The 26,104-nt window shown below is 71.3% G+C and carries 23 protein-coding genes; 16 read left to right on the forward strand and 7 right to left on the reverse strand.

All coding sequences use genetic code 11. The features are described from left to right. Positions 1-4: 4 nt before the first annotated feature. Positions 5-640, reverse strand: coding sequence for a M15 family metallopeptidase (locus tag ACFWJ8_RS02035; RefSeq protein WP_378808287.1), 636 nt, complete (start codon positions 638-640; stop codon positions 5-7). A gap of 86 nt (positions 641-726) precedes the next feature. On the opposite strand from ACFWJ8_RS02035, the gene ACFWJ8_RS02040 reads away from it, so the two are divergent. From ACFWJ8_RS02040 to ACFWJ8_RS02070, 7 genes are read left to right on the forward strand one after another with little or no spacing between them, the layout of a single operon-like run. Further along, the gene (locus ACFWJ8_RS02040; RefSeq protein WP_378808289.1) at positions 727-1,413 is read left to right on the forward strand and encodes a response regulator transcription factor; all 687 of its coding nucleotides are present in this window, start codon (positions 727-729) and stop codon (positions 1,411-1,413) included. A 10-nt stretch (positions 1,414-1,423) separates the two neighbouring features. Further along, positions 1,424-2,491, forward strand: a complete 1,068-nt coding sequence (locus ACFWJ8_RS02045; RefSeq protein WP_378808291.1) for a sensor histidine kinase — start codon at positions 1,424-1,426, stop codon at positions 2,489-2,491. Positions 2,492-2,542: 51 nt separating this feature from the next. Then, positions 2,543-3,019, forward strand: coding sequence for a VOC family protein (locus ACFWJ8_RS02050; protein WP_378808293.1), 477 nt, complete (start codon positions 2,543-2,545; stop codon positions 3,017-3,019). Further along, entirely contained in the window at positions 3,016-4,155 is a 1,140-nt protein-coding gene (locus tag ACFWJ8_RS02055) for a PQQ-dependent sugar dehydrogenase (protein WP_378808295.1), read from the forward strand. The genes ACFWJ8_RS02050 and ACFWJ8_RS02055 overlap by 4 nt, the downstream gene beginning before the upstream one ends. A gap of 52 nt (positions 4,156-4,207) precedes the next feature. Beyond that, entirely contained in the window at positions 4,208-5,293 is a 1,086-nt protein-coding gene (locus ACFWJ8_RS02060; RefSeq protein ID WP_378808297.1) for a putative zinc-binding metallopeptidase, read from the forward strand. Between the two features lie 13 nt (positions 5,294-5,306). Beyond that, entirely contained in the window at positions 5,307-6,986 is a 1,680-nt protein-coding gene (locus ACFWJ8_RS02065) for an acyl-CoA dehydrogenase family protein (protein WP_378808299.1), read from the forward strand. A 22-nt stretch (positions 6,987-7,008) separates the two neighbouring features. Beyond that, positions 7,009-8,208, forward strand: a complete 1,200-nt coding sequence (locus ACFWJ8_RS02070; protein ID WP_378808301.1) for a glycoside hydrolase family 3 N-terminal domain-containing protein — start codon at positions 7,009-7,011, stop codon at positions 8,206-8,208. 1 nt (position 8,209) lies between these two features. Here the strand turns inward: ACFWJ8_RS02070 and ACFWJ8_RS02075 are convergent, their stop codons facing one another. The 4 genes from ACFWJ8_RS02075 to ACFWJ8_RS02090 are packed head-to-tail and all read right to left on the reverse strand — an operon-like array spanning position 8,210 to position 11,620. Next, a complete protein-coding gene (locus ACFWJ8_RS02075; protein WP_378808303.1) occupies positions 8,210-9,106 on the reverse strand; it encodes a 3-methyladenine DNA glycosylase in 897 nt (298 codons plus the stop codon). A gap of 28 nt (positions 9,107-9,134) precedes the next feature. Beyond that, positions 9,135-9,848, reverse strand: a complete 714-nt coding sequence (locus ACFWJ8_RS02080; RefSeq protein ID WP_378808305.1) for an SOS response-associated peptidase — start codon at positions 9,846-9,848, stop codon at positions 9,135-9,137. 30 nt (positions 9,849-9,878) lie between these two features. After that, entirely contained in the window at positions 9,879-10,925 is a 1,047-nt protein-coding gene (locus tag ACFWJ8_RS02085) for an App1 family protein (protein ID WP_378808307.1), read from the reverse strand. A 5-nt stretch (positions 10,926-10,930) separates the two neighbouring features. Next, entirely contained in the window at positions 10,931-11,620 is a 690-nt protein-coding gene (locus tag ACFWJ8_RS02090; protein WP_378808309.1) for a DedA family protein, read from the reverse strand. A gap of 42 nt (positions 11,621-11,662) precedes the next feature. Between ACFWJ8_RS02090 and ACFWJ8_RS02095 the strand changes: the two genes are divergently transcribed. The 5 genes from ACFWJ8_RS02095 (at position 11,663) to holA (ending at position 19,918) form a co-directional block, all read left to right on the forward strand. Then, complete coding sequence (locus ACFWJ8_RS02095) at positions 11,663-12,970, forward strand: anthranilate synthase component I family protein (protein WP_378808311.1); 1,308 nt, start codon at positions 11,663-11,665, stop codon at positions 12,968-12,970. A 122-nt stretch (positions 12,971-13,092) separates the two neighbouring features. Continuing rightward, a complete protein-coding gene (gene leuS, locus ACFWJ8_RS02100; RefSeq protein WP_378808313.1) occupies positions 13,093-15,669 on the forward strand; it encodes a leucine--tRNA ligase in 2,577 nt (858 codons plus the stop codon). A gap of 271 nt (positions 15,670-15,940) precedes the next feature. Next, positions 15,941-16,492, forward strand: coding sequence for a helix-hairpin-helix domain-containing protein (locus tag ACFWJ8_RS02105; RefSeq protein WP_378808664.1), 552 nt, complete (start codon positions 15,941-15,943; stop codon positions 16,490-16,492). 28 nt (positions 16,493-16,520) lie between these two features. Further along, positions 16,521-18,842, forward strand: a complete 2,322-nt coding sequence (locus ACFWJ8_RS02110; protein WP_378808315.1) for a ComEC/Rec2 family competence protein — start codon at positions 16,521-16,523, stop codon at positions 18,840-18,842. 38 nt (positions 18,843-18,880) lie between these two features. After that, positions 18,881-19,918 (forward strand): DNA polymerase III subunit delta, encoded by a 1,038-nt coding sequence (holA, locus tag ACFWJ8_RS02115; protein ID WP_378808317.1) that lies wholly within the window; start codon positions 18,881-18,883, stop codon positions 19,916-19,918. A 79-nt stretch (positions 19,919-19,997) separates the two neighbouring features. Here holA and rpsT read toward each other — a convergent pair whose 3' ends face one another. Together rpsT and ACFWJ8_RS02125 are read right to left on the reverse strand one after the other, a co-directional pair. After that, positions 19,998-20,258 (reverse strand): 30S ribosomal protein S20, encoded by a 261-nt coding sequence (rpsT, locus tag ACFWJ8_RS02120; RefSeq protein WP_345543335.1) that lies wholly within the window; start codon positions 20,256-20,258, stop codon positions 19,998-20,000. 117 nt (positions 20,259-20,375) lie between these two features. Then, a complete protein-coding gene (locus ACFWJ8_RS02125; RefSeq protein ID WP_378808320.1) occupies positions 20,376-21,095 on the reverse strand; it encodes an alpha/beta fold hydrolase in 720 nt (239 codons plus the stop codon). Between the two features lie 64 nt (positions 21,096-21,159). On the opposite strand from ACFWJ8_RS02125, the gene lepA reads away from it, so the two are divergent. The 4 genes from lepA to hrcA all read left to right on the forward strand — a co-directional run bounded on the left by lepA (position 21,160) and on the right by hrcA (position 26,065). Then, positions 21,160-23,010 carry a translation elongation factor 4 gene (gene lepA, locus ACFWJ8_RS02130; RefSeq protein ID WP_378808322.1) on the forward strand — a complete coding sequence of 617 codons (1,851 nt, stop codon included), beginning with the start codon at positions 21,160-21,162 and terminating at the stop codon, positions 23,008-23,010. A gap of 10 nt (positions 23,011-23,020) precedes the next feature. Next, positions 23,021-23,671: a DUF1990 family protein gene (locus ACFWJ8_RS02135; protein ID WP_378808324.1), complete on the forward strand. Its 651-nt coding sequence runs from the start codon at positions 23,021-23,023 to the stop codon at positions 23,669-23,671. Positions 23,672-23,684: 13 nt separating this feature from the next. Then, positions 23,685-24,902: a radical SAM family heme chaperone HemW gene (hemW, locus tag ACFWJ8_RS02140; protein ID WP_378808327.1), complete on the forward strand. Its 1,218-nt coding sequence runs from the start codon at positions 23,685-23,687 to the stop codon at positions 24,900-24,902. 122 nt (positions 24,903-25,024) lie between these two features. Further along, positions 25,025-26,065: a heat-inducible transcriptional repressor HrcA gene (hrcA, locus tag ACFWJ8_RS02145; protein ID WP_378808329.1), complete on the forward strand. Its 1,041-nt coding sequence runs from the start codon at positions 25,025-25,027 to the stop codon at positions 26,063-26,065. Positions 26,066-26,104 lie beyond the last annotated feature (39 nt).

A 26,104-nucleotide genomic window follows, 5' to 3' on the forward strand; every position in this document is an offset into this window, starting at 1 on the left:
GCCCTCAGCGCTGCATCCGCGGGTCCTCGGTGGGGTCACGGTACAGCGGCGGACACCCGTCCCGGACGGCGTCCGGGCGCAGCTCGAAATGCCACGCCTCGTTGTCGTATGTGCGGCACAGCCCGTAGCCGGCCCCGTGCGCGATCATCCAGTCGGCCGCGGCATACGGGCCGATGTCGACCGCTTCGCCCGCGACGTGCGCCGACGTGGCCGGGGTGGCGACCCAGCGCGCAGCCTCGGCCTCGGAACCGTACTGGGTCACCGCCTCGTGCAGCAGCTGCTCCTGGTACTCGGCCGACCGCCAGCCGCTGTTGACGCGGACGTCGACGCCGTGTTCGGCGGCATCCGTCGCCGCCCGGCGCAGCGCCTCGAGCAGGGCGGGTGTCAGGCGGGCGATGCCGGGGGAGTCGTCGTCGAAGGGGCTCGCCGCGTCGGGGAGGATGCCGTCGACCTTCGTCACGGCGCCATCCCTCGTCTCGTCGACAGCGGCGGCTCCCGTGTCCGCAGGCGGCAGGGTGGTCGCCGCAGCGGACCGGTACGCGACGATCCCGACGACTGCGGCCAGGAGCATCGCGAGCGCGATGACCACGCCGAGGAGCGTGCGACGACGCCGTGCAGGCCTGGACGGGTTGCTGTTCATTCCTTCAGCCCACACGCGCGCGCGTTGCGGGGCCGTATGCGGTTTTCGCTACACGGACGATATGCGTCGCCTCGTAGCATCAAGGGATGCGCGTGCTGGTGGTGGAGGACGAACCCCTGATGGCGGTGGCCATCCGCGACGGCCTTCGGCTCGCCGCGATCGCGGCCGACATCGCGGGCGACGGCGACACCGCGATGGAGCTCCTGAGCGTCAACGCGTACGACATCGCCGTGCTCGATCGCGATATCCCGGGTCCCTCGGGCGATGAGATCGCCGCACACCTCGTCGCGGCGGGGACCGGCATCCCGATCCTCATGCTGACCGCCGCGGACCGGATCGACGACAAGGCGACCGGGTTCGAACTGGGGGCCGACGATTACCTGACCAAGCCGTTCGACCTGCAGGAGCTCGTGCTGAGGCTGCGTGCGCTCGACCGTCGGCGCGCGCACAGCCGGCCGCCCGTGCGGGAGCTCGCCGGCCTGCGCCTGGATCCGTTCCGCCGGGAGGTGTTCCGTGACGGCAGGTACGTCGCCCTCACGAGGAAGCAGTTCGCCGTGCTCGAGGTGCTGATCGGCGCCGACGGCGGCATCGTGAGTGCCGAGGACCTGCTCGAACGCGCGTGGGACGAGAACGCCGATCCGTTCACGAACGCCGTGCGCATCACGGTGTCGGCGCTGCGCAAGCGACTGGGAGAACCGTGGGTGATCGCGACCGTGCCGGGGGTCGGGTACCGCATCGATGTGACGACGGACGAGCGGTCACGGGATGACTAGGCGGCCGGGCATGAGCGTTCGGCTCAAGCTGACGCTCAGCTACGCCGGATTCCTGATGGTGGCGGGGGCCCTGCTGCTCGCCGTCGTGTGGCTGTTCCTTCTGCGGTACGTTCCCGACGGCAACCTCACGGGGCCCGGTCCGGTCGTGCCCAACCGCGGCGACCTGGAGCGGGCCTTCGTTCCCCGTGCCGCCTGGGCGCTCGTGGCGCTGCTCGTGTTCGGGCTCGTCGGCGGCTGGATCCTCGCGGGACGCATGCTGGCGCCGCTGCGGCGGATCACGGACGCAACGCGCCGTGCCGCCGCGGGGTCGCTGTCGCACCGCATCGCGCTCGAGGGCCGCGCGGACGAGTTCCGCGAACTCGCCGACAGCTTCGACACGATGCTCGCGAGGCTGGAGGCGCAGGTGGAGGAGCAGCGACGGTTCGCGGCAAACGCCTCGCACGAGCTGCGCACCCCGCTCGCGATCACGCAGACGCTGCTGGACGTCGCTCGCACGGACCCCGACCGCGACGCGGACGAGCTGATCGCGCGGCTGCGCGAGGTGAACACGCGTGCAATCGACCTCACCGAGGCTCTCCTGGTCCTCAGCCGCGCCGAACAGCGCTCGTTCGTGCGCGAGTCCGTGGATCTGTCGCTGGTCGCGGAGGATGCCGCAGAGACGCTCCTCCCGCTCGCCGAGGCGCGTCACGTGACCATCTCGACCTCGGGCGACATCGTGTCAGCGCTCGGATCCCCGACGCTGCTGCGGCAGCTCGCGACGAACCTCGTGCACAATGCGATCGTCCACAACCTGCCGGCGGGTGGAAGCGTCGAGGTCATGACAGCGCGCGACGGCGGCACCGCGCTGCTGACCGTGGAGAACACGGGAGAGCCGCTGAGCCTGCTCCTCGTCGGCACGCTCGCCGAGCCCTTCCAACGCGGCACCGACCGCGCGCGCAGCGACCAGTACGCCGGGGTCGGACTCGGCCTGGCGATCGTGAAGAGCATCGCAGAGGCGCACGACGGCCGTCTCGCCCTCGCCGGCCGAGCCGACGGAGGACTCCGGGTGACGGTGCGCCTCCCACTCGCCCCGGCGTGACGTCCACGGCACCCGTTGCGCGCCCGCCGGGCGTCCGCGAGGGTGGGAGGCATGACCGACGTGACCCCCTTCCTGTGGTTCGACGACGCGGCTGAGGAGGCTGTCACCTTCTACACCGCGCTGGTCCCCGACTCCGAGATCGTCGCGCTGGGGCGCTACCCCGACGAGGTGCCGGGCATGGGCGGCAAGGTCATGCACGTCCACTTCCGGCTCGCCGGGCGCGACTACTTCGGGATGGATGCCGGTCCGCAGTTCCCGTTCACGGAGGCGGTGTCGCTGTACGTGTCGTGCGGCGACCAGGCCGAGGTCGACCGGTACTGGAACGCGCTGGTGGCCGACGGCGGTGAGGAGCAGCCGTGCGGGTGGCTCAAGGACCGCTGGGGCCTGTCGTGGCAGATCATCCCCGATCGGCTGGTCGAGCTGATCCGGCATCCCGATCCGGACGTCGCTCACCGCGCCGTCCAGGCCATGCTCCGCATGCGTCGCATCGACATCGCCGCGCTCGAAGCCGCCGTCGCGGGCACATGACTCCGCGTGCACGGTGTGCGGTGATCGGATGCCTCGTCCTGGCCTCGATCGTCGCGGCCGGGTGCACCGCGGCGCCGCAGCCTGTGCCGTCCAGCGCGGCCCCGACCGTCGGCCTCTCGCCGTCGACTGCGCCAGAGCCGGCATGGTGGCGGACGACGCCCGACGTCGCGACGCTCGCGTCCGGTCTCGCCTCCCCGTGGTCGGTGGTGCCGCTGGACGGCGGCGGCGCGCTCATCTCGCAGCGCGATGACGGCACCGTGCGGGAGCTCACCCCGGACGGCGGGCTGCGGACCGCCGGCACCGTGCCCGGGGTCGTCTCGGGCGGCGAATCCGGTCTGCACGGTCTGGCGCTCCTGCGGACCGCCGACGGCCCTGTGCTCTACGCGTACTTCGGCGCCGCCGACGACAACCGGGTGGTGCGGATGCCGCTGCTCGGCGTCTCCGGGGCACTCGAGCTCGGCGAGCCGGACGTCGTGCTCGACGGCATCCCCAAGGCGCGCAACCACGACGGCGGACGCATCGCGTTCGGCCCCGACGGCTGCCTCTACGTGACGACGGGCGACGCGGGACGCCCCGAGGCCGCGCAGGACCGCGACGCCCTGGGCGGGAAGATCCTGCGCCTCACACCCGACGGCGACGCCGCGCCGGGCAACCCGTGGGACACCCGCGTGTGGTCGATGGGCCATCGCAACGTGCAGGGGATCGCGTGGACGGCCGACGGCACCATGTGGGCCAGCGAATTCGGCCAGAACACGTGGGACGAGCTCAACCGCATCGAGCCCGGGGCGAACTACGGCTGGCCGGTCGTGGAGGGTGCCGCGCAACGGGACGGTTACGTCGATCCCGTGGCGCAGTGGCCGACGAGCGAGGCGAGCCCGAGCGGGCTCGCCTCCGTGGGGTCGACCCTGTTCCTGGCAGGTCTGCGTGGGGAGCGTCTGTGGCAGGTCGACACGGCGGACGGCGAGGCGGCCGGTGAACCCGTCGCCGCCTTCACCGGCCAGTTCGGGCGACTGCGCGACGTCGTCGCCGTGCGGGACCGATCGCTGTGGGTGCTGACGAACAACACCGACGGACGGGGCGATCCCGGTCCCCACGACGACCTGCTGCTGCGGGTGCCGCTGGCGCCGTCGCCGTAGCCCGGGCACGTGGGCGGGCTCCGCGCACCCCGGGGCACGCTACGGTGAGACGGTGAGCTCGCAGCCCCGCTGTCCGCATTGCCGCCACTTCGTGTACCTCGACACGCTCCAGTGTCCGAACTGCGAAGCCGAGATCGGCTACCACCTGCCGTCGCGCGAGTTCCAGGGGCTCCGCCACGGTCAGGCCGTCATCGACGGCGAGGTCTGGTACGCGTGCTCGAACCGCGAGTGGGCGTGCAACTGGCTGGTGTGGGAGAACGCGCCCGCCGGGCGCTGCTTCTCGTGCCGTCTCACGCGCCGCCGTCCTGCCGCAGACGACACCGTCGCGCTCGAGAAGCTCGCCAAGACGGAGGAGGCCAAGCGCCGCCTGCTGCTGCAGCTCGCCGATCTCGGCCTGCCGATCGTCGGGTGGGACGTCGAGAAGGGCGGCCTCGGGTTCGACCTGATCTCCAGCCTGTCCGACGGCAAGCGCGTCACGATCGGGCACGCCAACGGCATCATCACGATCGACCTCGCCGAGAGCCTCGACGACCGGCGCGAGGCGCTGCGCGTGAAGCTCGGCGAGCCGTACCGCACGATCCTCGGGCACCTGCGCCACGAGGTGGGGCACTACTACCAGAACGTGCTGCTGACCGATCCTGCGATGTGGGACCGCTGTCGCGAGCTGTTCGGCGATGAGCGCACCAGCTACCGCGACGCCCTGCAGCGCCACTACAAGGTCGGCGCCCCCGCCGACTGGCACGAGTCGTTCATCTCGGAGTACGCCACGATGCACCCGTGGGAGGACTTCGCCGAGACCTTCGCGCACTATCTGCACATCACCGGGACCCTGCAGACGGCCGCGGTGATCGGCATCCATCTTGACGCCGCCGTCACGAACCTGCGCGACACCGACGTGGTGCCGCTGGACTCGTACGAGGACGAGCCGATCCAGCGCCTGCTGACCGACTGGGAGTGGATGTCGCAGGGATTCAACCGGATCAACCGTTCGATGGGATTCGGCGACCTGTATCCCTTCACGATCGTCACACCGGTGCGCCACAAGCTGGCGTTCATCCACGACATCGTGACGCGCGCGCCCCTCAGCCCGCGCGAGCAGTACGCACTGGCCACTGCCGGCGACTCGGAGCGCTCATGAACACCGAACGCTCATGACGACCTTCGCCCGGGGGCAGCGCGTCATCGGAGCGGCCACGCACTATGTCGAGAACCAGGCGCCCTGGCGCGTGGACGTCGACGAGTACGGTCTCAATACTCCGCTCGTCTCGGCGGTCGCTTCGTTCGGAGGCGGCTGGGCAGACGATGCGCTCCACGAGGCGGGCGGCCTGGTCGGCTCCGCCTCGTTCCAGCGCGACGCGGAACTCGCGAACGTGCACGCCCCGCTGCTGCAGGCCCACGACCGGTGGGGCTTCCGCCTCGACGAGGTCGAGTACGACCCGTCGTACCATCGCGTGATCAGCGAGGCGATCGCGCGCGGCGCGCACACCTCGGCGTGGGCCGATCCACGCGAGGGCGCATCGGTGGCGCGCGCGGCGATGTTCATGCTGTTCGCCCAGGTCGAGCCGGGTCACGCCTGCCCGGTGTCGATGACTCACGCCGCCGTCGCGTCGATCGAAGGGTCGCCGTGGGTGGCGGAGGAGTGGATGCCGCGCCTCCTGTCGCGGGAATACGACCCCCGCCTCGACGTGCCCGGCGGCAAGCAGAGCGCGCTGATCGGCATGGCGATGACAGAGAAGCAGGGCGGTTCCGACGTCCGGGCCGGCACGACAGTGGGCGAGCACATGGGCGGCCACGCCTACCAGCTGACCGGCCACAAGTGGTTCTGCTCCGCACCGATGTCGGACGCCTTCCTGGTGCTCGCACACACGCGCACCAGCGGCAGGGACGAGGGGCTCTCGTGCCTCTTCGTGCCACGCATGCTGCCGCACGGGATGCGCAACGTCTTTCGGATCCAGCGTCTGAAGGACAAGCTCGGCAATCGCTCGAACGCGTCGTCCGAGGTGGAGTTCGACGGCACCGTCGGATTCCTTCTCGGCGAGCCGGGCCGAGGCGTGCGCACCATCATCGAGATGGTCGAGCGCACCCGGCTGGACTGCGTGCTGGGGACCGCCGCGGGCATGCGGCAGTCGGTCGCCGAGGCGGTGTGGCACGCCCGTGGTCGCACGGCGTTCGGCCGGCTGCTCGTCGATCAGCCGGCGATGACGTCGGTACTCGCCGATCTCGCCCTGGACTACGAAGCCGCGATGCTCACCGGTCTGCGCCTCGCGCAGCTGTTCGAAGCCGGCGCCTCCGACCGCGACGTGGCGCTGCGCCGCCTCGCCACCCCCGTGTCGAAGTACTGGATCTGCAAGCGCGGCCCCCACCACGCCTACGAGGCCATGGAATGTCTCGGCGGCAACGGGTACACCGAGTCGTTCCCCCTCGCACGCCGGTACCGGGAACAGCCGGTCATGGCGATCTGGGAGGGCTCGGGCAACGTCATCGCGCTCGACGTGCTGCGTGCTCTCACACGGGATCCCGAATCGGCTGCGGCGTTCGCGGACGAGCTGGCGACGACGACCGGTGCGTCGGGCGTCCTGGATGCGCACGTCGATCGCACGCTCACGCTCCTGGCGCGCCTGTCGGCGGCCGATGTCGAGGAGGCTGCCGCGCAGGCCCGACGACTCAGCGAGAGCCTCGCACTCGCGTTCCAGGCGTCGCTCATGCTCCGCCACGCGCCGTCCAACGCCGCCGAGGCCTTCATCGCGGCGCGGCTCGGCGCCGACCGCGGCGCGCAGTACGGCGTGCTGCCGACCGGGACGGATGCCGCCGCCCTCGTCGCCCGTCACTGATACGGCGCCCTAGGCTGGCAGGATGTGGTTCCCACGGCGAGTCTGGACCGGCGCTCTGGCGCTGGTGGCCGTCTCGGCGCTGGCCGGGACCGCTGCCGCCGCCCCCGCCGTCGCGGCGACGAGCCCGGCCGGGGTGACCGTGCAGCCCGCCGGTGCCGACGCGATCGTCGCAGCGGCCCGCGACCTCGTCGCGGACATGACGGTCCGCGAGCGAGCGGCCGCCGTCGTGATGGGGCATGTCCCGACCACGGATGCCGCCGCCCTGCGCTCGTACATGGAATCCACCCGCATCGGCGGATTCCTGCTGATGGGGGCGAACATCCCCGACGACGACGAGGCGGCGCTGCGCGCACTCACGGCACAGCTGACGATCGATCCGGCCCTGCCCCCGCTCATCGCCGTGGACCAGGAGGGCGGCGACGTGTCGCGGCTGCCATGGGACACGTTCCCGTCCGCGCTCACACTGAAGGGCGCCCCGGCGGCCGCGGTCCAGGACGCGTTCGCCGGTCGTGCCGCGCTCGTGCGACGCGCGGGAATCGGCGTCAACTTCGGCGTCGTCGCGGACGAGACCGACGACCCGGCCTCGTTCATCTATCGCCGCGTGCTCGGCACGACGCCCGACCTGGCCGCCTCGAGCGTCGCGGCCGCGGTCACCGGCGAGGGAGGGGTCGCGGCATCCACTCTCAAGCACTTCCCCGGGCACGGCGCCACCGAGGCCGACTCGCATGCGACGATCCCCGCGACGCCGCTCTCGTTCGACGAATGGCGCGCGACCGACGCCGTGCCGTTCGCTGCCGGGATCGCTGCCGATGCGCCCCTCCTGATGTTCGGGCACCTCGCCTACACCGCCGTCGACCCGGCGCCGGCGAGTCTGTCGGCAGAGTGGCACCGCATCGCCCGCGAGGACCTCGGCTTCACCGGCATCGCCGTCACCGACGATCTCGGAATGCTGCAGTCCTCCGGCGACCCGAGGTACGCCGATCCCGCGGCCAACGCCGTGGCCGCGCTCGCCGCGGGCAACGACGTCGTGCTCACGGTCGTCTCTTCGACGGCGGACACGGCACCCGCCATCGTCGACGCGATCGTCGCGGCCGTCGACTCCGGCGCGCTCCCGGCGACCCGGCTCGAGGAGGCGGCAGAGCGCGTGACCGCGCTGCGGCTGCGTCTGGCAGCCGACGGTCGCGGGCTCGTGCCCTGCGCGGACTGCGCACCCGCGGGCTGAGTCAGGCGTCGACGATGTCGAGCAGCCGCGTGCGCAGCGCCTGACCGCGCTCGGCGAACCCCCGCTGCGCCCGCACGTAGGCGGCCTTCCCCTCGGTGGTCTCGATGCGCACCGGCTCGTACCCCCAGTCAGCGAGGTCGTACGGAGAGGCCCGCATGTCGAGGACGCGGATGTCGCGGGCCAGCTCGAACGCGTCGAGCAGCACGTCGCCGGGCACGAGCGGTCCGAGCTTGACCGCCCACTTGTACAGGTCCATCCCGGCGTGCAGGCACCCCGGCTGCTCGAATGCGGCCTGGCGCTCGCGGGTGGGCAGGTCGCGGTTGAGCGGAACCGCCTCGGGGGTGAAGAAGCGGAACGCGTCGAAGTGCGTGCACCGCAGGTCGTGCGCCTCGACGACGGCGTCGGTCGCCTCGCGTCCGAGACGAAGCGGAACGGGATGCCGGTGCTCGCGCTGCCGGTAGACCATGGCCCACTCGTGCAGGCCGAAGCAGCCGAAGCCCGGCGCACGGTCGGCCGTGGCGCGCAGAATCGTCCCCACATTCGCGATGAGCGTGCCCCGCTCGGCGCGGAAGGCCGCACCGTCGACGCGCAACGAGTCGGTGGCGGACCCGGGTGCGTACCAGCGCCACGAGGCGCGCGCGTCGGCTGCGGCATCCCTCAGCTCGACATCCTCACCGGGATGCCAGCGATGCAGGATCGCCGGCTTGTAGGAGTAGTACGTGAACAGGAAGTCCTCGACCGGGTGCGACTCCTGGCGCGCCGAGCGCCGGCGGTGCGCCAGCGTGAGCGCGTGTGCGCGCTCAGTGTGCGCGGCCTCGCGCGCCCGCCACTCGTCGGCGGCGAGCACCGTCGGGTCCGGGGGAGCGATGGTCACCGCTCGAGGATACGCGGACGGCATCCGCGCTCCCTGGGTGGGTGGGTCCGAATCAGTCCTCGACGGGCTCGATCAGCTCGGGCGAGTTGTTGCGGACGTTGCCCACGGCTTTCGAGACGACGTGGTCGTCGAGCGTGTCGGCCAGCGCCGGAGCCGCGTCGATCGCGGCGTCGAGGACGTCGCGCACGTTGTCGGTCGTGGGGTCGAGCCACGCGTCCGCGTGGTCGGGGTCCAGGAAGAGCGGCATGCGGTCGTGGATCGAGCCGAGGTGGCCGATCGCATCGCGCGTGAGGATCGTGAAGCTCAGCAGCCACCGCTCGGGGTCGTCGTCGCCCTTGGTCTGGTCCCGCCACCACTCGTACAGACCCGCGAGGAACAACGGCTCGCCGTCGGCGGGGTGGATGTAGTGCGGGGTCTTGACCCCGTCGACCGTCTTCCACTCGTAATACCCCGACGTGGGCACGACCGCGCGGCGCTTCTCCAGCGCTCCGCGGAACATCGGCTTGTCTTCGAGCTCCTCGGCACGGGCGTTGAAGGCGCGCACGCCGATCTTGGTGTCTTTCGCCCACGACGGGATCAGGCCCCAGCGGGCCGACTCGAGACGTCGCGTCGGCGGCTCCGTCTTGGCCGAGTCGAGCACGATCGCGGCGCGATCGGTGGGGGCGACGTTGTACGAAGGCTCCGGCAGGTCATCGCCCTCGACATCGACGCGCAGCACGCCGACGAGATCGGAACCGGCACTGGCCACCACGAAGCGTCCGCACATGGCAGTCAGCCTACGCGGGGCCTCCGACGCTCAGGCCTGCGCGGCTCCGACGACGCCGACGTCCTCGAGCCGCTCCAGCAGCCCGGCGCCGTCGCTGTCGCTCACCCACGGGACGGCGGCGGCGGCATGGTCGTTGACGGCGGTGCGGCCACCGGCCAGAACCGCCTCTGCGGGCGAGAGACGTCGGATCGCGACGGCCACCACCTGGCTCGGGTGCTCGTCCGTGAAGGTCGTGTAGATCGCGTCGTCGTGCTGGCCGTCGTCGCCGATGAGCAGCCACCGCACGTGCGGGAACTCCTGGGCGAGGCGGCGCAGATTCGACAGCTTGTGCGCGATGCCGCTGCGGAACCAGCGGTCGTGCGTAGGACCCCAGTCGGTGAGCAGCATCGCACCGGGCGGGAACACGTGCCGCCCGAGGAACCGCATGAGCGTCGGGGCGATGTTCCAGGCGCCGGTCGAGAGGTAGACGAGCGGCGCACCGGGGTTCTCGCGCACGACGCGCTCCATGAGCACCGCCATGCCCGGCACCGGCTGGCGGGCGTGCTCGTCGACGACGAACGAGTTCCAGGCGGCGAGCAGCGGACGGGGGAGCGCCGTGACCATGACGGTGTCGTCGACGTCCGACACGACGCCGAAGCGCACATCCGGTGCCACGATGAAGGCGCGGGTCTCCACCGGATCACCGCCCTCGACCGACATCGTGAAGGTCTGCCAGCCCGGTTCGAGCTCCGCCGGGATCTTGGTGTCGATCACCCCGCCGCGATCGGCGACCACCTCGTGCGCCACGCCCCCGATCGTGATCGTGACCTGTGCGTAGCCGATCGGCACGGCGACGAAGCTGCGCCATCCGCGGACACCGGCGTACTCGCCGTCGCCTACGGGCTTGACCGGAGGCACGATCATGACCCGGCCGAGCACGCGCACCCAGTCTGGCGCGCCGTACCCGGGGAACGGGGTGACGGTCGGGATCTGTCCACGCCGGCGCGCGCGACGCTCGCGCCACGCGTGGAACCGGTACTCCAGACGCGCGAGCCAGAGGACTTTGGCGCGCTCGGTGGACGTGTCGGTTTCGGGCATCCCCCTCAGTCTTTCACGTCCGGCGTCGGCGCTTCCGCCGTGCCGTCCGCCGAGGGGTCGTGTTCGAGGTGCCTGCGCTCGCTGCGCTCGATGATCTTCTTCGCCACGAACACCAGCACGAGGAACACGACGATGACCGCGACGAAGATGTAGCCGGCGTAGTGCAGCTGGTCGGCGAGCTCGCGGTACGTGCCGGCCGCGGCCGCCGCGACCGAGATGTACAGCGTCGACCAGATGACGCACGCGGGGATCGTCCACGCGAGGAACCGGCGATACGAGTACCCGCTCATGCCGACCGTGAGCGGCACGAGGGAGTGCAGCACCGGAAGGAACCGGGAGAGGAAGATCGCGGGTCCGCCGCGGCGCTGGAGATAGCGCTCGGAACGCGCCCAGTTGTCCTCGCCGATCCAGCGGCCGAGCCGCGAGTGACGGATGCGGGGACCGAGCACACGCCCCAGCCAGAACCCGATGCTCTCGCCGGCGATCGCCCCCGCGACCACCGCGACGCCGAGCAGGACGGCCTCCAGCGGCGAGGAGACCGCCGTCGCCGCCACGATCACCACCGTGTCGCCGGGCACGACGAGGCCGATCAGCACGCTGGTCTCCAGCATGATCGCGACGCCGGCGAGGAGCGTCCTGACGAGTGGGTCGACGCTCTGCACGGCGTCGAGCAGCCACGACAGGAACTCGTTCACGGCACGAGCCTAGAGGGCCGGCCGTCCCTCTAACCTGGGAACATGTCGGAGGCTCTCGTCGCGGTCGACCTGCCGGAATGGGTCGACCCGGCAGACGCCTTCGCGACGCTGTTCGCGGACGCCCCGCATGCGTACTGGCTGGATGCCGGACCGGGTGCCGCGGCCGGGCTCAGCTGGATGGGCACGGGTGTTCCCGCCGATCCGGCGGACGTGCGGGCGACGGTGATCGAGCCGCACGGCGCGGCAGGGTTCCGCGGCGGCTGGGTCGGCTGGTGGGACTACGACGAGGCGGCCGCACGCGCAGGGGCGCCGGCACGCCACGACGACGGCGCGGTGCCGTCGCAGCTGTGGCTGCGAGCGGACCGGGTCGTCGCGTTCGACCACGCCGCCCGGCGGGTCACCGTGCACGCATCGCAGGATGCGGCGGCACGCCTTGTGACGGCGATCGGCGTGCTCGCGGCATCCCCTCCCGTCCCGGCCGGCCCGCTCGACCCGCCGCGTCGCACCGCACGGGCACGACATGCGCCGCACGAGTATGCGGCGCTCATCGAGCGCTGCCGCGACGCGATCCGCGAGGGCGACGCCTACCAGCTGTGCCTCACGACGCGGTTCGAGGTCGAGGGCGACGTCGATCCGCTCGAGACCTATCTGCGGCTGCGACGGGCGACCCCGGCGCATCACGGCGGATTCGTGCGATCCGGCCGCACGGCGCTGCTGAGCGCGAGCCCCGAGCAGTTCCTCGAGGTCGAGCAGGGCGGGAAACGCCCCACGGTGCGCACGCGCCCCATCAAGGGGACCCGTCCGCGCGGGGAGGACGCCGCCGCCGACGCCGCGCTCGCCGCCGAACTGCGCGCGAACGAGAAGGAGCGCGCCGAGAACGTCATGATCGTCGACCTCATGCGCAACGACCTGTCCCGCGTGTGCGAGCCGGGGACGGTGGGAGTGGACGCGCTGCTGGAGGTCGAGTCGTATCCCGCGGTGCACCAGCTCGTGAGCACCGTGTCGGGTGCGCTCGCCGCGGGGACGACGGTCGGCGGACTGCTCGACGCGACCTTCCCGGCCGGCTCGATGACGGGTGCCCCCAAGCTCTCGGCGATGACGATCCTCGAGCGCCTGGAGCAGGCCGCGCGGGGCGTGTTCGCGGGATGCTTCGGGTGGGTGGGGGACGACGGCACCCTCGATCTGGCCATGGTGATCCGTTCCATCGTCGTGCACCCGGGCGGCGCCTACGTGGGAGCCGGCGGCGGCATCACGTGGCGCTCCGACGCCGCGGCCGAGGTGGCCGAGGTCGGGATCAAGGCGCGTGGACCGCTTGCCGCCTTGGGCGCGACGCTTCCGCCGGGCTGGTGAGGCGGCTGGTCCGCTGACCTGGCCCGTCCGCTAATCTGGAATATGCGCTGGTCGGCGCGTTCTGTGTCGCGCCGCCCGCATTCCGGCATCCCAGGATTGGTACTTCCCACGTGAGTCAGACCATGTCTTCCGACACCACTGCGCCCGCCGAGGGCTACGACGCGTATGCGATCCAGCAGAAGTGGCAGGCGCGCTGGGCCGAGACCGACCCGTTCCGCGCGGGCGGCGCCGAGGACACCCGGCCCCGCAAGTACGTGCTCGGCATGTTCCCGTACCCGTCGGGAGACCTGCACATGGGCCACGCCGAGAACTACGCGTACGTGGACGTCGTGGCGCGCTTCTGGCGCCACCGCGGCTACAACGTGCTCAACCCGATCGGATGGGATTCGTTCGGCCTGCCCGCCGAGAACGCGGCGATCAAGGGCGGTGCCGGCTCCGACCCGCGTGAGTGGACGTACGCGAACATCGAGCAGCACAAGAAGAGCTTCCGCGAGTACGGCTCGTCGTACGACTGGTCGCGCATCCTCCACACCAGCGACCCCGAGTACTACCGCTGGAACCAGTGGCTGTTCCAGCGCCTCTACGAGCGCGGCCTGGCGTACCGCAAGGCGAGCCCGGTCAACTGGTGCCCCAACGACCAGACGGTCCTGGCGAACGAGCAGGTCGTCGACGGCCACTGCGAGCGCTGCGGCGCCGAGGTCGTCAAGAAGAACCTGACGCAGTGGTACTTCAAGATCACCGACTACGCCGACCGCCTGCTCGACGACCTGAACCAGCTCGAGGGCTTCTGGCCGCAGAAGGTCCTCCGCATGCAGCGGAACTGGATCGGCCGCTCGATCGGCGCCGACATCGACTTCGAGATCGAAGGCCGGGCCGACAAGGTCACGGTCTTCTCGACGCGCCCCGACACGCTGCATGGCGCGACCTTCATGGTCGTGGCCCCCGACAGCGACCTGGCAGCAGAGCTCGCTGCGGGCTCGACCGCCGAGGTGCGCATGCGCTTCCAGGACTACCTCGAGCGCGTGCAGCGCGAGACCGACATCGAGCGTCAGTCGACCGACCGTCCCAAGACGGGCGTCTTCCTCGACCGCTTCGCGATCAACCCTGTCAACGGCGACCGCCTGCCGATCTGGGCTGCCGACTACGTCCTCGCGGACTACGGTCATGGGGCCGTCATGGCCGTGCCTGCGCACGACCAGCGCGACCTGGACTTCGCCCGGGCGTTCGATCTGCCCGTGAAGGTGGTCGTCGACACGACGGCATCCATCACCGGCGCGATCCCGGTGATCGAGCTGGACGACGAGGGTGTGCCGCTGGATCCGGGTCCGCTCGAGGGCCTGGCCGACGTGGATCCCGCGAAGACGGGCATCGCGCTGACCGGCGAGGGGCGCCTGATCAACTCGGGTCCGCTCGACGGACTGTCCAAGCGCAACGCGATCGCGCGCATGATCGAGCAGCTCGAGGCTGCCGGCACAGGCCGCGCGGCGAAGTCCTACCGCCTGCGCGACTGGCTGATCTCGCGTCAGCGCTTCTGGGGCACGCCGATCCCGATGATCCACACCGAGGACGGCCGCATCGTCCCGGTGCCCGACGACCAGCTCCCGCTCGAGCTGCCGGACGCGCGCGGACTGGATCTGAAGCCGAAGGGCACGTCGCCCCTGGGCGGCGCCACCGAGTGGATGCAGACGACCGACCCCGCGACCGGGGAGCCGGCGCTGCGCGATCCCGACACGATGGACACGTTCGTCGACAGCTCGTGGTACTTCCTGCGCTTCCTGGCGCCGAACGACCCGACGCAGGCGTTCCCGTCGGCCGAGGCCGACCGCTGGGCGCCCGTCGATTCGTACATCGGTGGCGTCGAGCACGCCATCCTGCACCTGCTCTATGCGCGCTTCATCACGAAGGTGCTGTTCGACATGGGCCTGATCGACTTCACCGAGCCGTTCACGAGCCTCATCAACCAGGGCATGGTGCTGCTGGGCGGCTCGAAGATGTCCAAGTCGAAGGGCAACCTCGTCGAGTTCGCCTCGAGCATGGTCGACCCGGGCGCCGATGCATCCCGCGTCGCGATGGTGTTCGCGGGCCCGGTCGAGGACGACATCAACTGGGAGGACGTCTCGACGACGGGCGCCCAGAAGTTCCTGGCACGCGCCTGGCGTGTCGCGAACGACGTGACCAGCTCGCCCGACGTCGTGTGGGCGGAGGGCGACGAGGCGCTGCGCCGCGTGACGCACCGGCTGCTGGCCGATGCCCCGGGCCTCGTCGAGCAGACGAAGTTCAACGTCGTGGTCGCGCGCCTCATGGAGCTCGTCAACGCCACCCGCAAGGTGATCGACACCGGCGCGGGCCCTTCCGACCCCGCCGTGCGCGAGGCCGCCGAGGTCACCGCGATGGTCCTCGACCTGTTCGCCCCGCACACCGCAGAGGAGATGTGGGAGATCCTCGGCTACGACGGCTTCGTCGGCCTCGTGCCGTGGCGGACCGCCGACCCGACGCTGCTGGTCGAGGAGCGCGTGACGGCCGTCGTGCAGGTCGACGGCAAGGTGCGCGGCACGCTGCAGGTCTCGGCCCGCATCGACGCCGCCGAGCTCGAGCGGCTCGCGCGCGCCGACGAGAAGGTCGTCCGTGCGCTCGGCGACCGCGAGATCGTGCGCGCCGTCGTGCGCCCGCCGAAGGTCGTGAGCTTCGCCACGAAGTGACGCCCCGTGCGATGACGGATGCCGTGCCCGCGACCTGCGGGCACGGCATCCGTCGTTCGCCCGCGCAAGGATGATCGGCACCGTGCGATCCGCATGACGGCCCTGCCCTGACCGTCCTCCACAGATCCCGCCGTGTCCGAACCCTCCACAGAACGCAGGAAGGTGTCGCGGGACGTGGTGCCGCCCCGCCTAGCGTGGCGGCGTGACCCCCGGTGAGCCCTCGCATCGTGCCGAGGAGAAGGATGCCGCCTCCCCACGCCGGAGGCTCGGCATCGGCGCCGTCGTGGTGCTCGTCGTCGCCGCCCTGGCCGTCACCGTGGGCATCGGGATCGTGCGCGGGGCGATGGCGCCGACGCAGGAGGTGCCCGTCGCCGTCACGCCCACGAGGACTCCGACCACCACGGCGGACCTGTACGTGCATGTGTCGGGTGCGGTGCGGACGCCCGGGCTCTACGTGCTGCCGCAGGGGTCGCGCGTCGTCGACGCGGTGGCCGCCGCAGGCGGGTTCACCGACGACGCGGATCGGGATGCCGTCAACCTTGCGCGCGCCGTGAGCGACGGCGAGCAGCTGCCGGTGCCGCGCGTGGGCGAGACGGCGGTGACGACCGGCACGGCCGGCACGACCGCCGACGGCCGCGTGAACCTCAACACGGCGGACGCGGCGGCGCTCGAGGAGCTGCCGCGCATCGGTCCGGCCCTGGCCGAGCGCATCATCGCGTGGCGCGACGACAACGGGCGCTTCACGAGCGTCGACGATCTGCTCGCGGTGCCCGGGATCGGCGACAAGATGCTCTCGTCGCTGCGCGATCTCGTCACGGTGTGACGTGTCGCACGCTCCACGTCTCCGACTCGTGCCCGTCGCGGCGGCGGCCTGGGCGACGGCAGGTGCGGCGATCATGCTGCCGACCTGGTCGCCGGTGCTCGCCGTGAGCCTGTGGACCGTCGTCGCTGCCGCGATCGTCGTGGTCGCCGCCCGCCGTCGGCGTCGAGGCATGCGCGGTCGCCGCCCGTCGACCGCAGCCCTCGTGGCGATCCTCGCGCTCGCCGCGGCCGCAGCCGTCTCGTCGCACGTGGCCCTCGCCCAGCCCGCGCGGACCCACGTCGCCGCCGAGGCGCTCTCGGGCGGCCGGGCCGTGGAGGTGACGGCCGAGGTCGTGGGCAAGGTCGAGCGCCGCGCGGACGGCACGCTCGCGTTCGACGCCCGTGCGACGCGGATCACGACAGGGCCGGCCGTATACGACGCCGGCGTGGAGGTCGTGGTGCGCGTCGCCCCGGACGACGTCGACAGGCCGGCCGCGCTGGAGGTCGGTGCCGTGGTGATCGCGCACGGCACCGCAAAGCCGGCGCGCGCGGGGGAGAGGGCTGTCGTCACCGTGTGGGCGTCGCGCGGGGTGGAGGTCGTTGCCGCGCCCTCCGGTGTGGCGGCCGCCGCGGCGGGGCTGCGCGCTGGTCTCGTGCGGGCCGTCATGGGACTCCCCGGCCCCGGGGCGGGGCTCGTCCCGGGGCTCGCCGTCGGCGACACGTCCGTCGTCGTTCCCGAGCTCGATGCCGCGATGAAGGCATCCTCGCTCTCGCACCTCACCGCGGTCTCAGGAGCGAACTGTGCACTGGTCGTCGGGATCGCCTTCGCGCTGGCCGCCATTCTCGGCGCCTCGCGCGCGCTCCGCGTCGGCATCGGCCTGGCAGTGCTCGTCGGGTTCGTCGTGCTGGTCACGCCGGAGCCGAGCGTCGTGCGGGCCGCGGCGATGGCAGCCGTCGCGATGCTCTCGGTGCTGCTGGGCCGCACGGGCGCCGGCGTGGCGATCCTCGCGCTCGCCGTGACAGCCCTGCTCGCCGTCGATCCGTGGCTGGCGGCATCCCTCGGCTTCGCGCTGTCTGTCGCGGCCACGGCCGCGCTGCTGCTGCTCGCGCGACCGCTCGCCGCCGGGCTCGCGCGCGTCATGCCCCGGATGCTCGCCCTCGCCCTCTCCATCCCGCTCGCCGCGCAGCTCGCGTGCGGCCCCCTGCTGGTGCTCATCGAGCCGTCGATCCCGGTGTACGGCGTGCTGGCAAACCTGCTCGCCGAGCCGGCCGCGCCTGCCGCGACAGTGCTCGGGCTCATTGCCTGCCTGGCGCTGCCGCTGCCGTGGCTGCAATCCGGCCTCGCGGCTCTCGCGTGGGTTCCTGCATCGTGGATCGCGGGTGTCGCGGACACCGTGTCTGCGCTGCCCGCCGAGGCGCTGCCGTGGCTCGAGGGGTGGCCGGGTGCCGTGGCGCTCGGTGCGGTGGGCGCCGCGATCGCCACGATCGTCGTGCTGCCGCGCGGGGGCGGACGCCGCCGGCGCCTGGTGCGCGGCGGCTCGGTGGTGGTCGTGGCGGTGCTCACCGGGAGCGTTCTGGGCTCCGGGGCGCTCGCCTCGGTCGCCGGGGGCTGGACGATCCCGCGCGAGTGGAGCGTGCTGGCGTGCGACGTGGGGCAGGGCGACGCGGTGCTGCTGCGCTCCGCCGGAGTCGTCGCCCTCGTCGACACCGGCCCCGATCCTGCGCCGCTCGGCGCGTGCCTGGATCGGGTCGGCGTGTCACGCATCGACCTCCTCGTCCTCACGCATTCCGACCTCGACCACATCGGCGGCGTGGAAGCGGTGACGGGGCGCGTCGGCACCGTCCTCCACGGCCCCGACGACGCACCCGGCCGCGCCGCCGTCGCGGCTCTCACGACGAGTGGGGCAGAGGCGGTCGAAGCGTCCGCCGGAATGTCGGGCTCGCTCGGGGAGGCGACGTGGCGGGTCCTGTGGCCGAGACCCGCCAGTCGTGCGTTCGCCGTCGGCAACGACTCCAGTGTGGTCCTGGACGTGCGCGGCGGGTCGATCCCGCCGATCCTCCTGCTCGGCGATCTCGCGGCCTCGCCGCAGCAGGCGCTGACGGCATCCGGAGCCCTGGATCCGCCGTACGCCGTCGTCAAGGTCGCCCACCACGGCAGCGCGGATCAGGATGCCGCCCTCTACGCCGCGATCACACCCGCGGTCGCGCTGATCACCGTGGGCACCGGCAACGACTACGGTCACCCGCGCGACGAGACACTGGCGGTGCTCGACCGGGTCGGTGCGGTCGTCGCCCGCACCGACCGGGACGGCATCGTCGCATTGTGGACGGGTCGCAGCGGCGTCGCCGTGTGGCGCGAACGCGGCGGCTGAAGCGGCGGCGATGTCGGAGGCGTCGGTAGGCTGGAGCAATGGCATCCTCTGCGCGTCGCCCCGCTTCGAAGGCTCCGCGCAGCGCGATTCCGCAGCTCTCCTGGCGCGCCCCGCAGCCTGCGCCCGTCGTGCTCGTGTCGGGCCCCGAAGAGGTGTGTGCCGAACGGGCGATCGCCGGGGTGCGCGACTACCTGCGCGCCGAGGACCCGACGCTGGAAGTCACCGACATCCGTGCCGACGACTACGCTGCCGGCACGCTCCTCACCGTCACCTCGCCGTCGCTGTTCGGCGAGCCGCGGCTGGTGCGCGTGAGCGGCGTCGAGAAGTGCTCCGACACGTTCCTCGCCGAAGCCGTCTCGTACCTCGCCATGCCGCAGGACGGTGCGACCGTCGTGCTGCGGCACACCGGCGCGAGCGTGCGCGGCAAGAAGCTGCTGGACGCGATCCGGGCAGGCGAAGGCTCCGGCGTCGAGATCGCGTGCCCCGCCATCAAACGCGACTCGGATCGCTTCGACTTCGCGGCAGGCGAGTTCCAGGCTGCGAAGAAGCGCATCGCGCCTCCCGCACTGCGCGCTCTCGTGTCGGCCTTCACTGATGACCTCACCGAGCTGGCCGCCGCGTGCCAGCAGCTGATCGCCGATGTCCCCGGTGACATCACGGAGCAGGTCGTGGAGCGCTATTACGGCGGACGCGTCGAGACCTCCGCGTTCACGGTCGCCGACACCGCGATCGCGGGGCGCTACGGAGAGGCGCTCATCGCTCTGCGTCACGCACTCGCATCGGGCGCCGATCCGGTGCCGCTGGTGGCCGCGGTGGCCATGAAGCTCCGGTCGATGGCCCGCGTCGCGGGCACGCGCGAGTCGTCGTCGGCGCTCGCCGCACGCCTGGGCATGAAGGATTGGCAGATCGACCGCGCCCGTCGCGACCTGGTGGGCTGGAACGAAGAGAGCCTCGGTCGCGCGATCCAGGCGACGGCGCGGGCGGATGCCGAGGTCAAGGGCGGCTCGCGCGACGCCGTGTTCGCCCTGGAGCGGATGATCACCGTCATCGCGACGCGCGCTCCGTACGGCTCCTGATCCCCGCCCTTCCGCCGCATGCGAAAGGCCCGCCCCTTGCGGGACGGGCCTTTTCAAGCTCGTGTGAGCGGGCGGTGCGTCAGAGCGCCGCGACCTGCTTCGCGATGGCCGACTTGCGGTTCGCAGCCTGGTTCTGGTGGATGACGCCCTTGCTGACGGCCTTGTCGAGCTTCTTCGACGCGGTCTTCAGCGCCTTCTCGGCGGTGGCCTTGTCGCCCGAGGCGATGGCCTCGCGGGTGCGGCGCACCTCGGTCTTCAGCTCGCTCTTGACGGCCTTGTTGCGCTCGCGGGCCTTCTCGTTGGTCTTGTTGCGCTTGATCTGCGACTTGATGTTCGCCACGTGTCGACGGTTCTTTCGTTCGGAGGTGAATCGGATTGATTGTGCCGTTCGGCGAGAGAGGGCGCCTCGCGGCGGTCGTGAGGGACGAACCCACACGCAAGCCAAACAAGGATTCTATCAGGTCTGTTCGAGCGTCGTGATCGCCAGCTCGAGAAGCGCGTTGAAGACGCGTGGCCGCATCGCTGTCACGAGGTGGCTGGTGCGCGGCACGACGATGAGCTCGGCATCCGTCGCGATGCGCAGGAACAGCTGCTCATTGGCGCGGAGCTGATCGAACTGTCCGTTGATGAACCACAGGGGCACGTCGATCCGCCGGAGCGCCGCCAGCAGGTCGAGCACCGACAGGCTGCGCAGCGCGGTGTCCTGGGCGTCGAAGGCGTAGCCGCCGGCGCCGAAGTCGGCACGCGTCTCGAGCGGGAGCGTGCGGTCGAGCACCCGGTTCGTCAGCCACATGCCGCGGTCGGGCAGCGAGTCGAACCCGCGGGCGAGCACCCGGTAGGTCGCGAGCCCCACGCCGCGCGGGATGGCGGTACAGGACGCGGCGATGAACGCATCCACAGGAGGGCGATCCTCGCGGCCCACGTAGTCGATCGACAGCAGCCCGCCCATGGAGTGCCCGACGAGCAGGACGGGGCCGCGGGTGGCGGCATCCCGCACGGCGTCGTCGATCGTCGCGAACGCGGCATCCAGCGTGAACGTCTCGGCCATGCGCGTGCCGTGGCCGGGCAGATCGACGGCGACCACGGGGTTGCCGCGTGCGCGGAGGTACTCCTGCTGCGCCCGCCACATGGTCGCGGACGTCCGGATGCCGTGCACGAGCACGACCTGAACCCCCATGCAGCCAGGCTAGTCACCCCGTTCGCAGGGTCCCGGCATCCGGCACCCGTAGAATCGTCTGGACATGTCACCCCGCGCCCTGAAGTCTCTCGAGCCGTCTGCGACCCCTCCTGAGCTGATCCGCAATTTCTGCATCATCGCCCACATCGACCACGGCAAGTCCACGCTGGCCGACCGCATGCTGCAGATCACCGGTGTGGTCTCCGATCGCGACATGCGCGCCCAGTACCTGGACCGAATGGACATCGAGCGCGAGCGCGGCATCACGATCAAGTCGCAGGCGGTCCGCATGCCGTGGGCGACCGCCGAAGGCACCTTCGCGCTGAACATGATCGACACGCCCGGCCACGTCGACTTCACCTACGAGGTCAGCCGCTCGCTCGCCGCGTGCGAGGGCGCGATCCTGCTCGTCGACGCGGCCCAGGGCATCGAGGCGCAGACCCTCGCGAACCTGTACCTCGCGCTCGAGAACGACCTGCACATCATCCCCGTCCTCAACAAGATCGACCTGCCGGCCGCGGACCCCGAGAAGTTCGCCGCCGAGCTCGCCAACCTCATCGGCGGCTCGCCTGACGACGTTCTCCGCGTCTCGGGCAAGACCGGCATGGGCGTCGAGGACCTGCTCGACCGCATCGTCGAGCAGATCCCCGCTCCGAAGGGGAACGCGGATGCCCCGGCCCGGGCCATGATCTTCGACTCGGTGTACGACTCATACCGGGGTGTGGTGACCTACGTCCGCATGGTCGACGGCAAGCTGGAGCCGCGCGAGCGCATCCAGATGATGTCGACGAAGGCCACGCACGACCTGCTGGAGATCGGCGTGTCGAGCCCCGAGCCGATCCCCACCAAGGGGCTCGGCGTGGGCGAGGTCGGCTACCTCATCACGGGTGTGAAGGACGTCCGCCAGTCCAAGGTCGGCGACACGATCACGAACGCCCGCAAGCCCGCGGCAGAGTCGCTCGCCGGCTACACGGATCCCAAGCCGATGGTCTTCTCGGGCATCTACCCGATCGACGGCAGCGACTACGGCGACCTGCGCGAAGCGCTCGACAAGCTCAAGCTGTCGGACGCATCGCTGCAGTACGAGCCCGAGACGTCCGTCGCGCTCGGATTCGGCTTCCGCTGCGGGTTCCTGGGCCTGCTGCACCTCGAGATCATCACCGAGCGCCTGTCGCGCGAGTTCGACCTCGACCTCATCACCACGGCGCCGTCGGTGATCTACGAGGTCACGACCGACACGGGTGAGCACGTCACGGTGACGAACCCGAGCGAGTACCCCGACGGCCGCGTGGCCTCGGTGTCGGAGCCCATGGTGAAGGCCGCGATCCTGCTGCCGAAGGACTACGTCGGCACGGTGATGGAGCTGTGCCAGTCGCGCCGCGGCAGCCTCCTCGGCATGGAGTACTTCAGCGAGGAGCGCGTCGAGCTGCGCTACAACATGCCGCTCGGCGAGATCGTCTTCGACTTCTTCGACCAGCTGAAGTCGCGCACGCAGGGCTACGCGAGCCTGGACTACGAGCCCGCCGGCAGCCAGGAGTCGGATCTCGTGAAGGTCGACATCCTGCTGCAGGGCGACAAGGTCGACGCGTTCAGCTCGATCGTGCACCGCGAGAAGGCGTACGCCTACGGCACGATGATGACCGAGCGCCTGCGCAAGCTCATCCCGCGTCAGCAGTTCGAAGTGCCCATCCAGGCGGCGATCGGTGCCCGCATCATCGCCCGCGAGAACATCCGAGCCATGCGCAAGGACGTGCTCGCCAAGTGCTACGGCGGTGACATCACCCGCAAGCGCAAGCTGCTGGAGAAGCAGAAGGAGGGCAAGAAGCGCATGAAGATGGTCGGTCGTGTGGAGGTGCCCCAGGAGGCGTTCATCGCCGCACTGTCGGGCGACGTCGAGGGCAAGGGCGCCAAGTAGGCTGGTTCATATGCGTCGAGGAACATTCCGTGACGACACCGTCGACTACGCCGCCGTCGGGGCGACGCAGGCGCCGGATCTGATGCAGTATCCGCCGGAGCGCAGCATCCCGGCGGAGGAGTCGTGGCGCATCGGCAGCGGCGAGACCCGCTTCCGCGCCGCCTCCGAGGCCCTGATGTCGTGGACCGCCCAGCGCGGTGCCGGCCTCGAGGTCAAGGACGTGCGGCCGGCGTCGGGTCCTGCGTACTCCGGCGTGAGCTTCGATGCCGAGGGCAACCCGATCGCGCCGAGTCGGTCCGAGGCCGAGCAGCGGTTCGACGCCGACGGCACACCGTACGTGGGCGCCGGTGCGACCGTGCGGCTCGACGGCCGTGTGAGGGGGCTCAAGGCCGACGCCGAGCTGCGCGTCATCTTCGCCGTCGAGGAGCCCCGACGCGTCGGCTTCGCCCTCGGCACCGTGAGCGACTCCGTCGTGAGCGGCGAGGAGTCGTTCATGCTCGAGTGGTACGACAACGACGAGGTGTGGTTCACCGTGCGTGCGTTCGACGCGCCGCACGCCTTCCTGTACAAAGTGCTGCCGGCCTTGACGAAGCGGCGGCGTCGCGAGCTGTTCACGCGCTACCTGCGCGCGATCTCGCCGCTGTACTCGACGCCCGCGTGAACGCGAGACGCTGATGGGCTCGGCGCTGCCCTTGGGTGACCCGATGCCGACGGACGGAGCCCTGCCCGACGGCATCCACGTCGATCCCGCCGCACCGTTCGGCGTGTACCTCCACGTGCCGTTCTGCCGGGTGCGGTGCGGCTACTGCGACTTCAACACCTACACGTCCTCGGAGCTGCGCGGAGCGCGCCAGGACCAGTACGCCGACACGCTGCTGCGCGAGGTGGAGCTCTCGAGGTCGGTGCTCGGCGCGGCGGGCGGCCTGCGCCCCGCGTCGACGGTGTTCTTCGGCGGCGGCACGCCCACCCTGCTGCCCCCGGGCGACCTCGCGCGCATGCTCGACGGCGTGCGCGGCGCGTTCGGTCTCGCCGACGGCGCCGAGGTGACCGTCGAGGCGAATCCCGACACCGTGTCGCCGGCCGTCGCGCACGAGCTCGCGGCCGCCGGAGTCACGCGGCTGTCGATCGGCATGCAGTCCGCCGTGCCGCATGTCCTCGCCGCGCTTGATCGCACGCACGACCCCGACAACGTGCGCACCGCGGTCGCCGCGGCGCGTGAGGCGGGGCTCGACGTCAGTGTCGACCTGATCTACGGCGCACCGGGCGAATCGCTCGAGGACTGGCGCGCGTCGCTGGAGGCCGCGGCGGCGCTGGAGCCCGACCACATCTCGGCGTACGCCCTCATCATCGAGGACGGCACGAAGCTCGCGCGACAGATCCGCCGCGGCGAGGTGCCCGCACCGGACGACGACCTGCAGGCCGACATGTACGAGCTCGCCGACGATCTGCTCGCCGCCGCGGGGTACGACTGGTACGAGGTGTCGAACTGGTCGCGCGGTGTCGAGCACCGCTCGCGGCACAATCTCGCCTACTGGACGGGTGCCGATTGGTGGGGCTTCGGCCCGGGCGCGCACAGCCACATCGCCGGCGTGCGCTTCTGGAACGTCAAGCATCCGGCCGCGTACGCTCAGCGGCTGGCGGCGGGGGAGTCGCCCGGCGCCGGACGCGAGATCCCGGATGCCTCCGCCCGAGCTCTGGAGGGCGTGCTGCTGCGCACCCGGATCCGGGAGGGCCTCGACGTCTCGGAGCTTCTCGGCGAGGGCCGCCACGCCGTCGCGGCGCTCATCGCGGACGGGCTGATCGAGGGCGCGGACGCCCTCCGTGGGCGCATCGTGCTGACCCGCCGAGGCCGGCTGCTGGCGGATGCCGTCGTGCGAGCCCTCACCGACTGACACCGGGTCCTCGACTCGCGCCGTGCGCTCGGCGATCACGCGATGCCGATCGGATAGAATTGGCACTCCAGACATGTGAGTGCCAGAAGCGCACGGCGTCCACGGCGAGGCGAGGAGGCGGGATGGTCAGCGAACGAGGTCTGCAGGTGCTGCGGGCGATCGTCCAGGACTACGTCGACACGCGCGAGCCCGTCGGCAGCAAGGCCATCGTCGAGCGCCACGCCTTCGGCGTGTCGGCCGCGACCATCCGCAACGACATGGCGCTGCTGGAGGACGAGGATCTCATCGTCGCCCCGCACACGTCTTCCGGCCGCGTGCCCACCGACAAGGGGTATCGCGTCTTCGTCGACCACCTCGCCGAGCTGCGCCCGCTCAGCAGCGGGCAGCGGGCCGCGATCGCGTCGTTCCTCGACGGCTCCGGCGACCTCGACGACGTGCTCGTGCGCACGGTGCGGGCGCTCACGCAGCTGACCGGCCAGGTCGCGATCGTGCAGTACCCGTCCTTCGCGCGCGCGAACGTGACGCACGTCGAGCTCGTGCAGCTCGGCGGCGGACGCATGCTCGTGATCGTCGTCACCGACACCGGACGCGTCTCGCAGCGGCTGACGTTCGTGGGCGACGAGTTCGACGATCCAGACCTCGCCCGCATCCGCGCCGAGCTCGGCACGCTCCTGGTCGGCCGCCCGGTCCGCGATGGACTGCAGCGGATCGCCGACCGGCTGGCCGCGCCGTCGGCGCAGGCTCCCGCCCACGTGCGCGCGACCGATGAGATCGTCCGGGCCGTCGCGGAGGAGCTCGAGGAGTTCCGGCAGGACAAGCTGGTGATGGCCGGGAGTGCCAACCTCGCGCGGCGCGAGGCGGACTTCCGCGGCAGCATCTACCCGCTGCTGGAGGCCATCGAGGAGCAGGTGACGCTGCTGCGTCTGATGGGCGAGATGGTCGCCGACGAGCATGGCCTCGCCGCCAGCATCGGTCGCGAGAACGAGCCGTTCGGCCTGGCCGAGGCGTCAGTCGTGACGAGCGACTACGACGCGACGGGCTCCCGTGCCCGCGTCGGCGTGCTCGGTCCCACGCGCATGGACTATCCCACGAATCTCGCGGCGGTCCGTGCCGTCGCGCGCTATCTCACGCGCATGCTCGAGCAGGACGACAGTTCCCGCTGACGCGGACGCGCACACGATTTCCGCGGCGCGGCCGCGGCA

The organism is Microbacterium sp. NPDC058389, assembly GCF_042722305.1.
Taxonomy (GTDB): domain Bacteria; phylum Actinomycetota; class Actinomycetes; order Actinomycetales; family Microbacteriaceae; genus Microbacterium.

Excerpts from the sequence above, each read along its gene's own strand:
- ACFWJ8_RS02035 (WP_378808287.1), bottom strand. The coding sequence starts at position 640 with ATGAACAGCAACCCGTCCAGGCCTGCACGGCGTCGTCGCACGCTCCTC.
- ACFWJ8_RS02040 (WP_378808289.1), top strand. The coding sequence starts at position 727 with ATGCGCGTGCTGGTGGTGGAGGACGAACCCCTGATGGCGGTGGCCATC.
- ACFWJ8_RS02045 (WP_378808291.1), top strand. The coding sequence starts at position 1,424 with ATGAGCGTTCGGCTCAAGCTGACGCTCAGCTACGCCGGATTCCTGATG.
- ACFWJ8_RS02050 (WP_378808293.1), top strand. The coding sequence starts at position 2,543 with ATGACCGACGTGACCCCCTTCCTGTGGTTCGACGACGCGGCTGAGGAG.
- ACFWJ8_RS02055 (WP_378808295.1), top strand. The coding sequence starts at position 3,016 with ATGACTCCGCGTGCACGGTGTGCGGTGATCGGATGCCTCGTCCTGGCC.
- ACFWJ8_RS02065 (WP_378808299.1), top strand. The coding sequence starts at position 5,307 with ATGACGACCTTCGCCCGGGGGCAGCGCGTCATCGGAGCGGCCACGCAC.
- ACFWJ8_RS02070 (WP_378808301.1), top strand. The coding sequence starts at position 7,009 with ATGTGGTTCCCACGGCGAGTCTGGACCGGCGCTCTGGCGCTGGTGGCC.
- ACFWJ8_RS02075 (WP_378808303.1), bottom strand. The coding sequence starts at position 9,106 with ATGCCGTCCGCGTATCCTCGAGCGGTGACCATCGCTCCCCCGGACCCG.
- ACFWJ8_RS02080 (WP_378808305.1), bottom strand. The coding sequence starts at position 9,848 with ATGTGCGGACGCTTCGTGGTGGCCAGTGCCGGTTCCGATCTCGTCGGC.
- ACFWJ8_RS02085 (WP_378808307.1), bottom strand. The coding sequence starts at position 10,925 with ATGCCCGAAACCGACACGTCCACCGAGCGCGCCAAAGTCCTCTGGCTC.
- ACFWJ8_RS02095 (WP_378808311.1), top strand. The coding sequence starts at position 11,663 with ATGTCGGAGGCTCTCGTCGCGGTCGACCTGCCGGAATGGGTCGACCCG.
- leuS (WP_378808313.1), top strand. The coding sequence starts at position 13,093 with ATGTCTTCCGACACCACTGCGCCCGCCGAGGGCTACGACGCGTATGCG.
- holA (WP_378808317.1), top strand. The coding sequence starts at position 18,881 with ATGGCATCCTCTGCGCGTCGCCCCGCTTCGAAGGCTCCGCGCAGCGCG.
- ACFWJ8_RS02125 (WP_378808320.1), bottom strand. The coding sequence starts at position 21,095 with ATGGGGGTTCAGGTCGTGCTCGTGCACGGCATCCGGACGTCCGCGACC.
- lepA (WP_378808322.1), top strand. The coding sequence starts at position 21,160 with ATGTCACCCCGCGCCCTGAAGTCTCTCGAGCCGTCTGCGACCCCTCCT.
- ACFWJ8_RS02135 (WP_378808324.1), top strand. The coding sequence starts at position 23,021 with ATGCGTCGAGGAACATTCCGTGACGACACCGTCGACTACGCCGCCGTC.
- hemW (WP_378808327.1), top strand. The coding sequence starts at position 23,685 with ATGGGCTCGGCGCTGCCCTTGGGTGACCCGATGCCGACGGACGGAGCC.
- hrcA (WP_378808329.1), top strand. The coding sequence starts at position 25,025 with ATGGTCAGCGAACGAGGTCTGCAGGTGCTGCGGGCGATCGTCCAGGAC.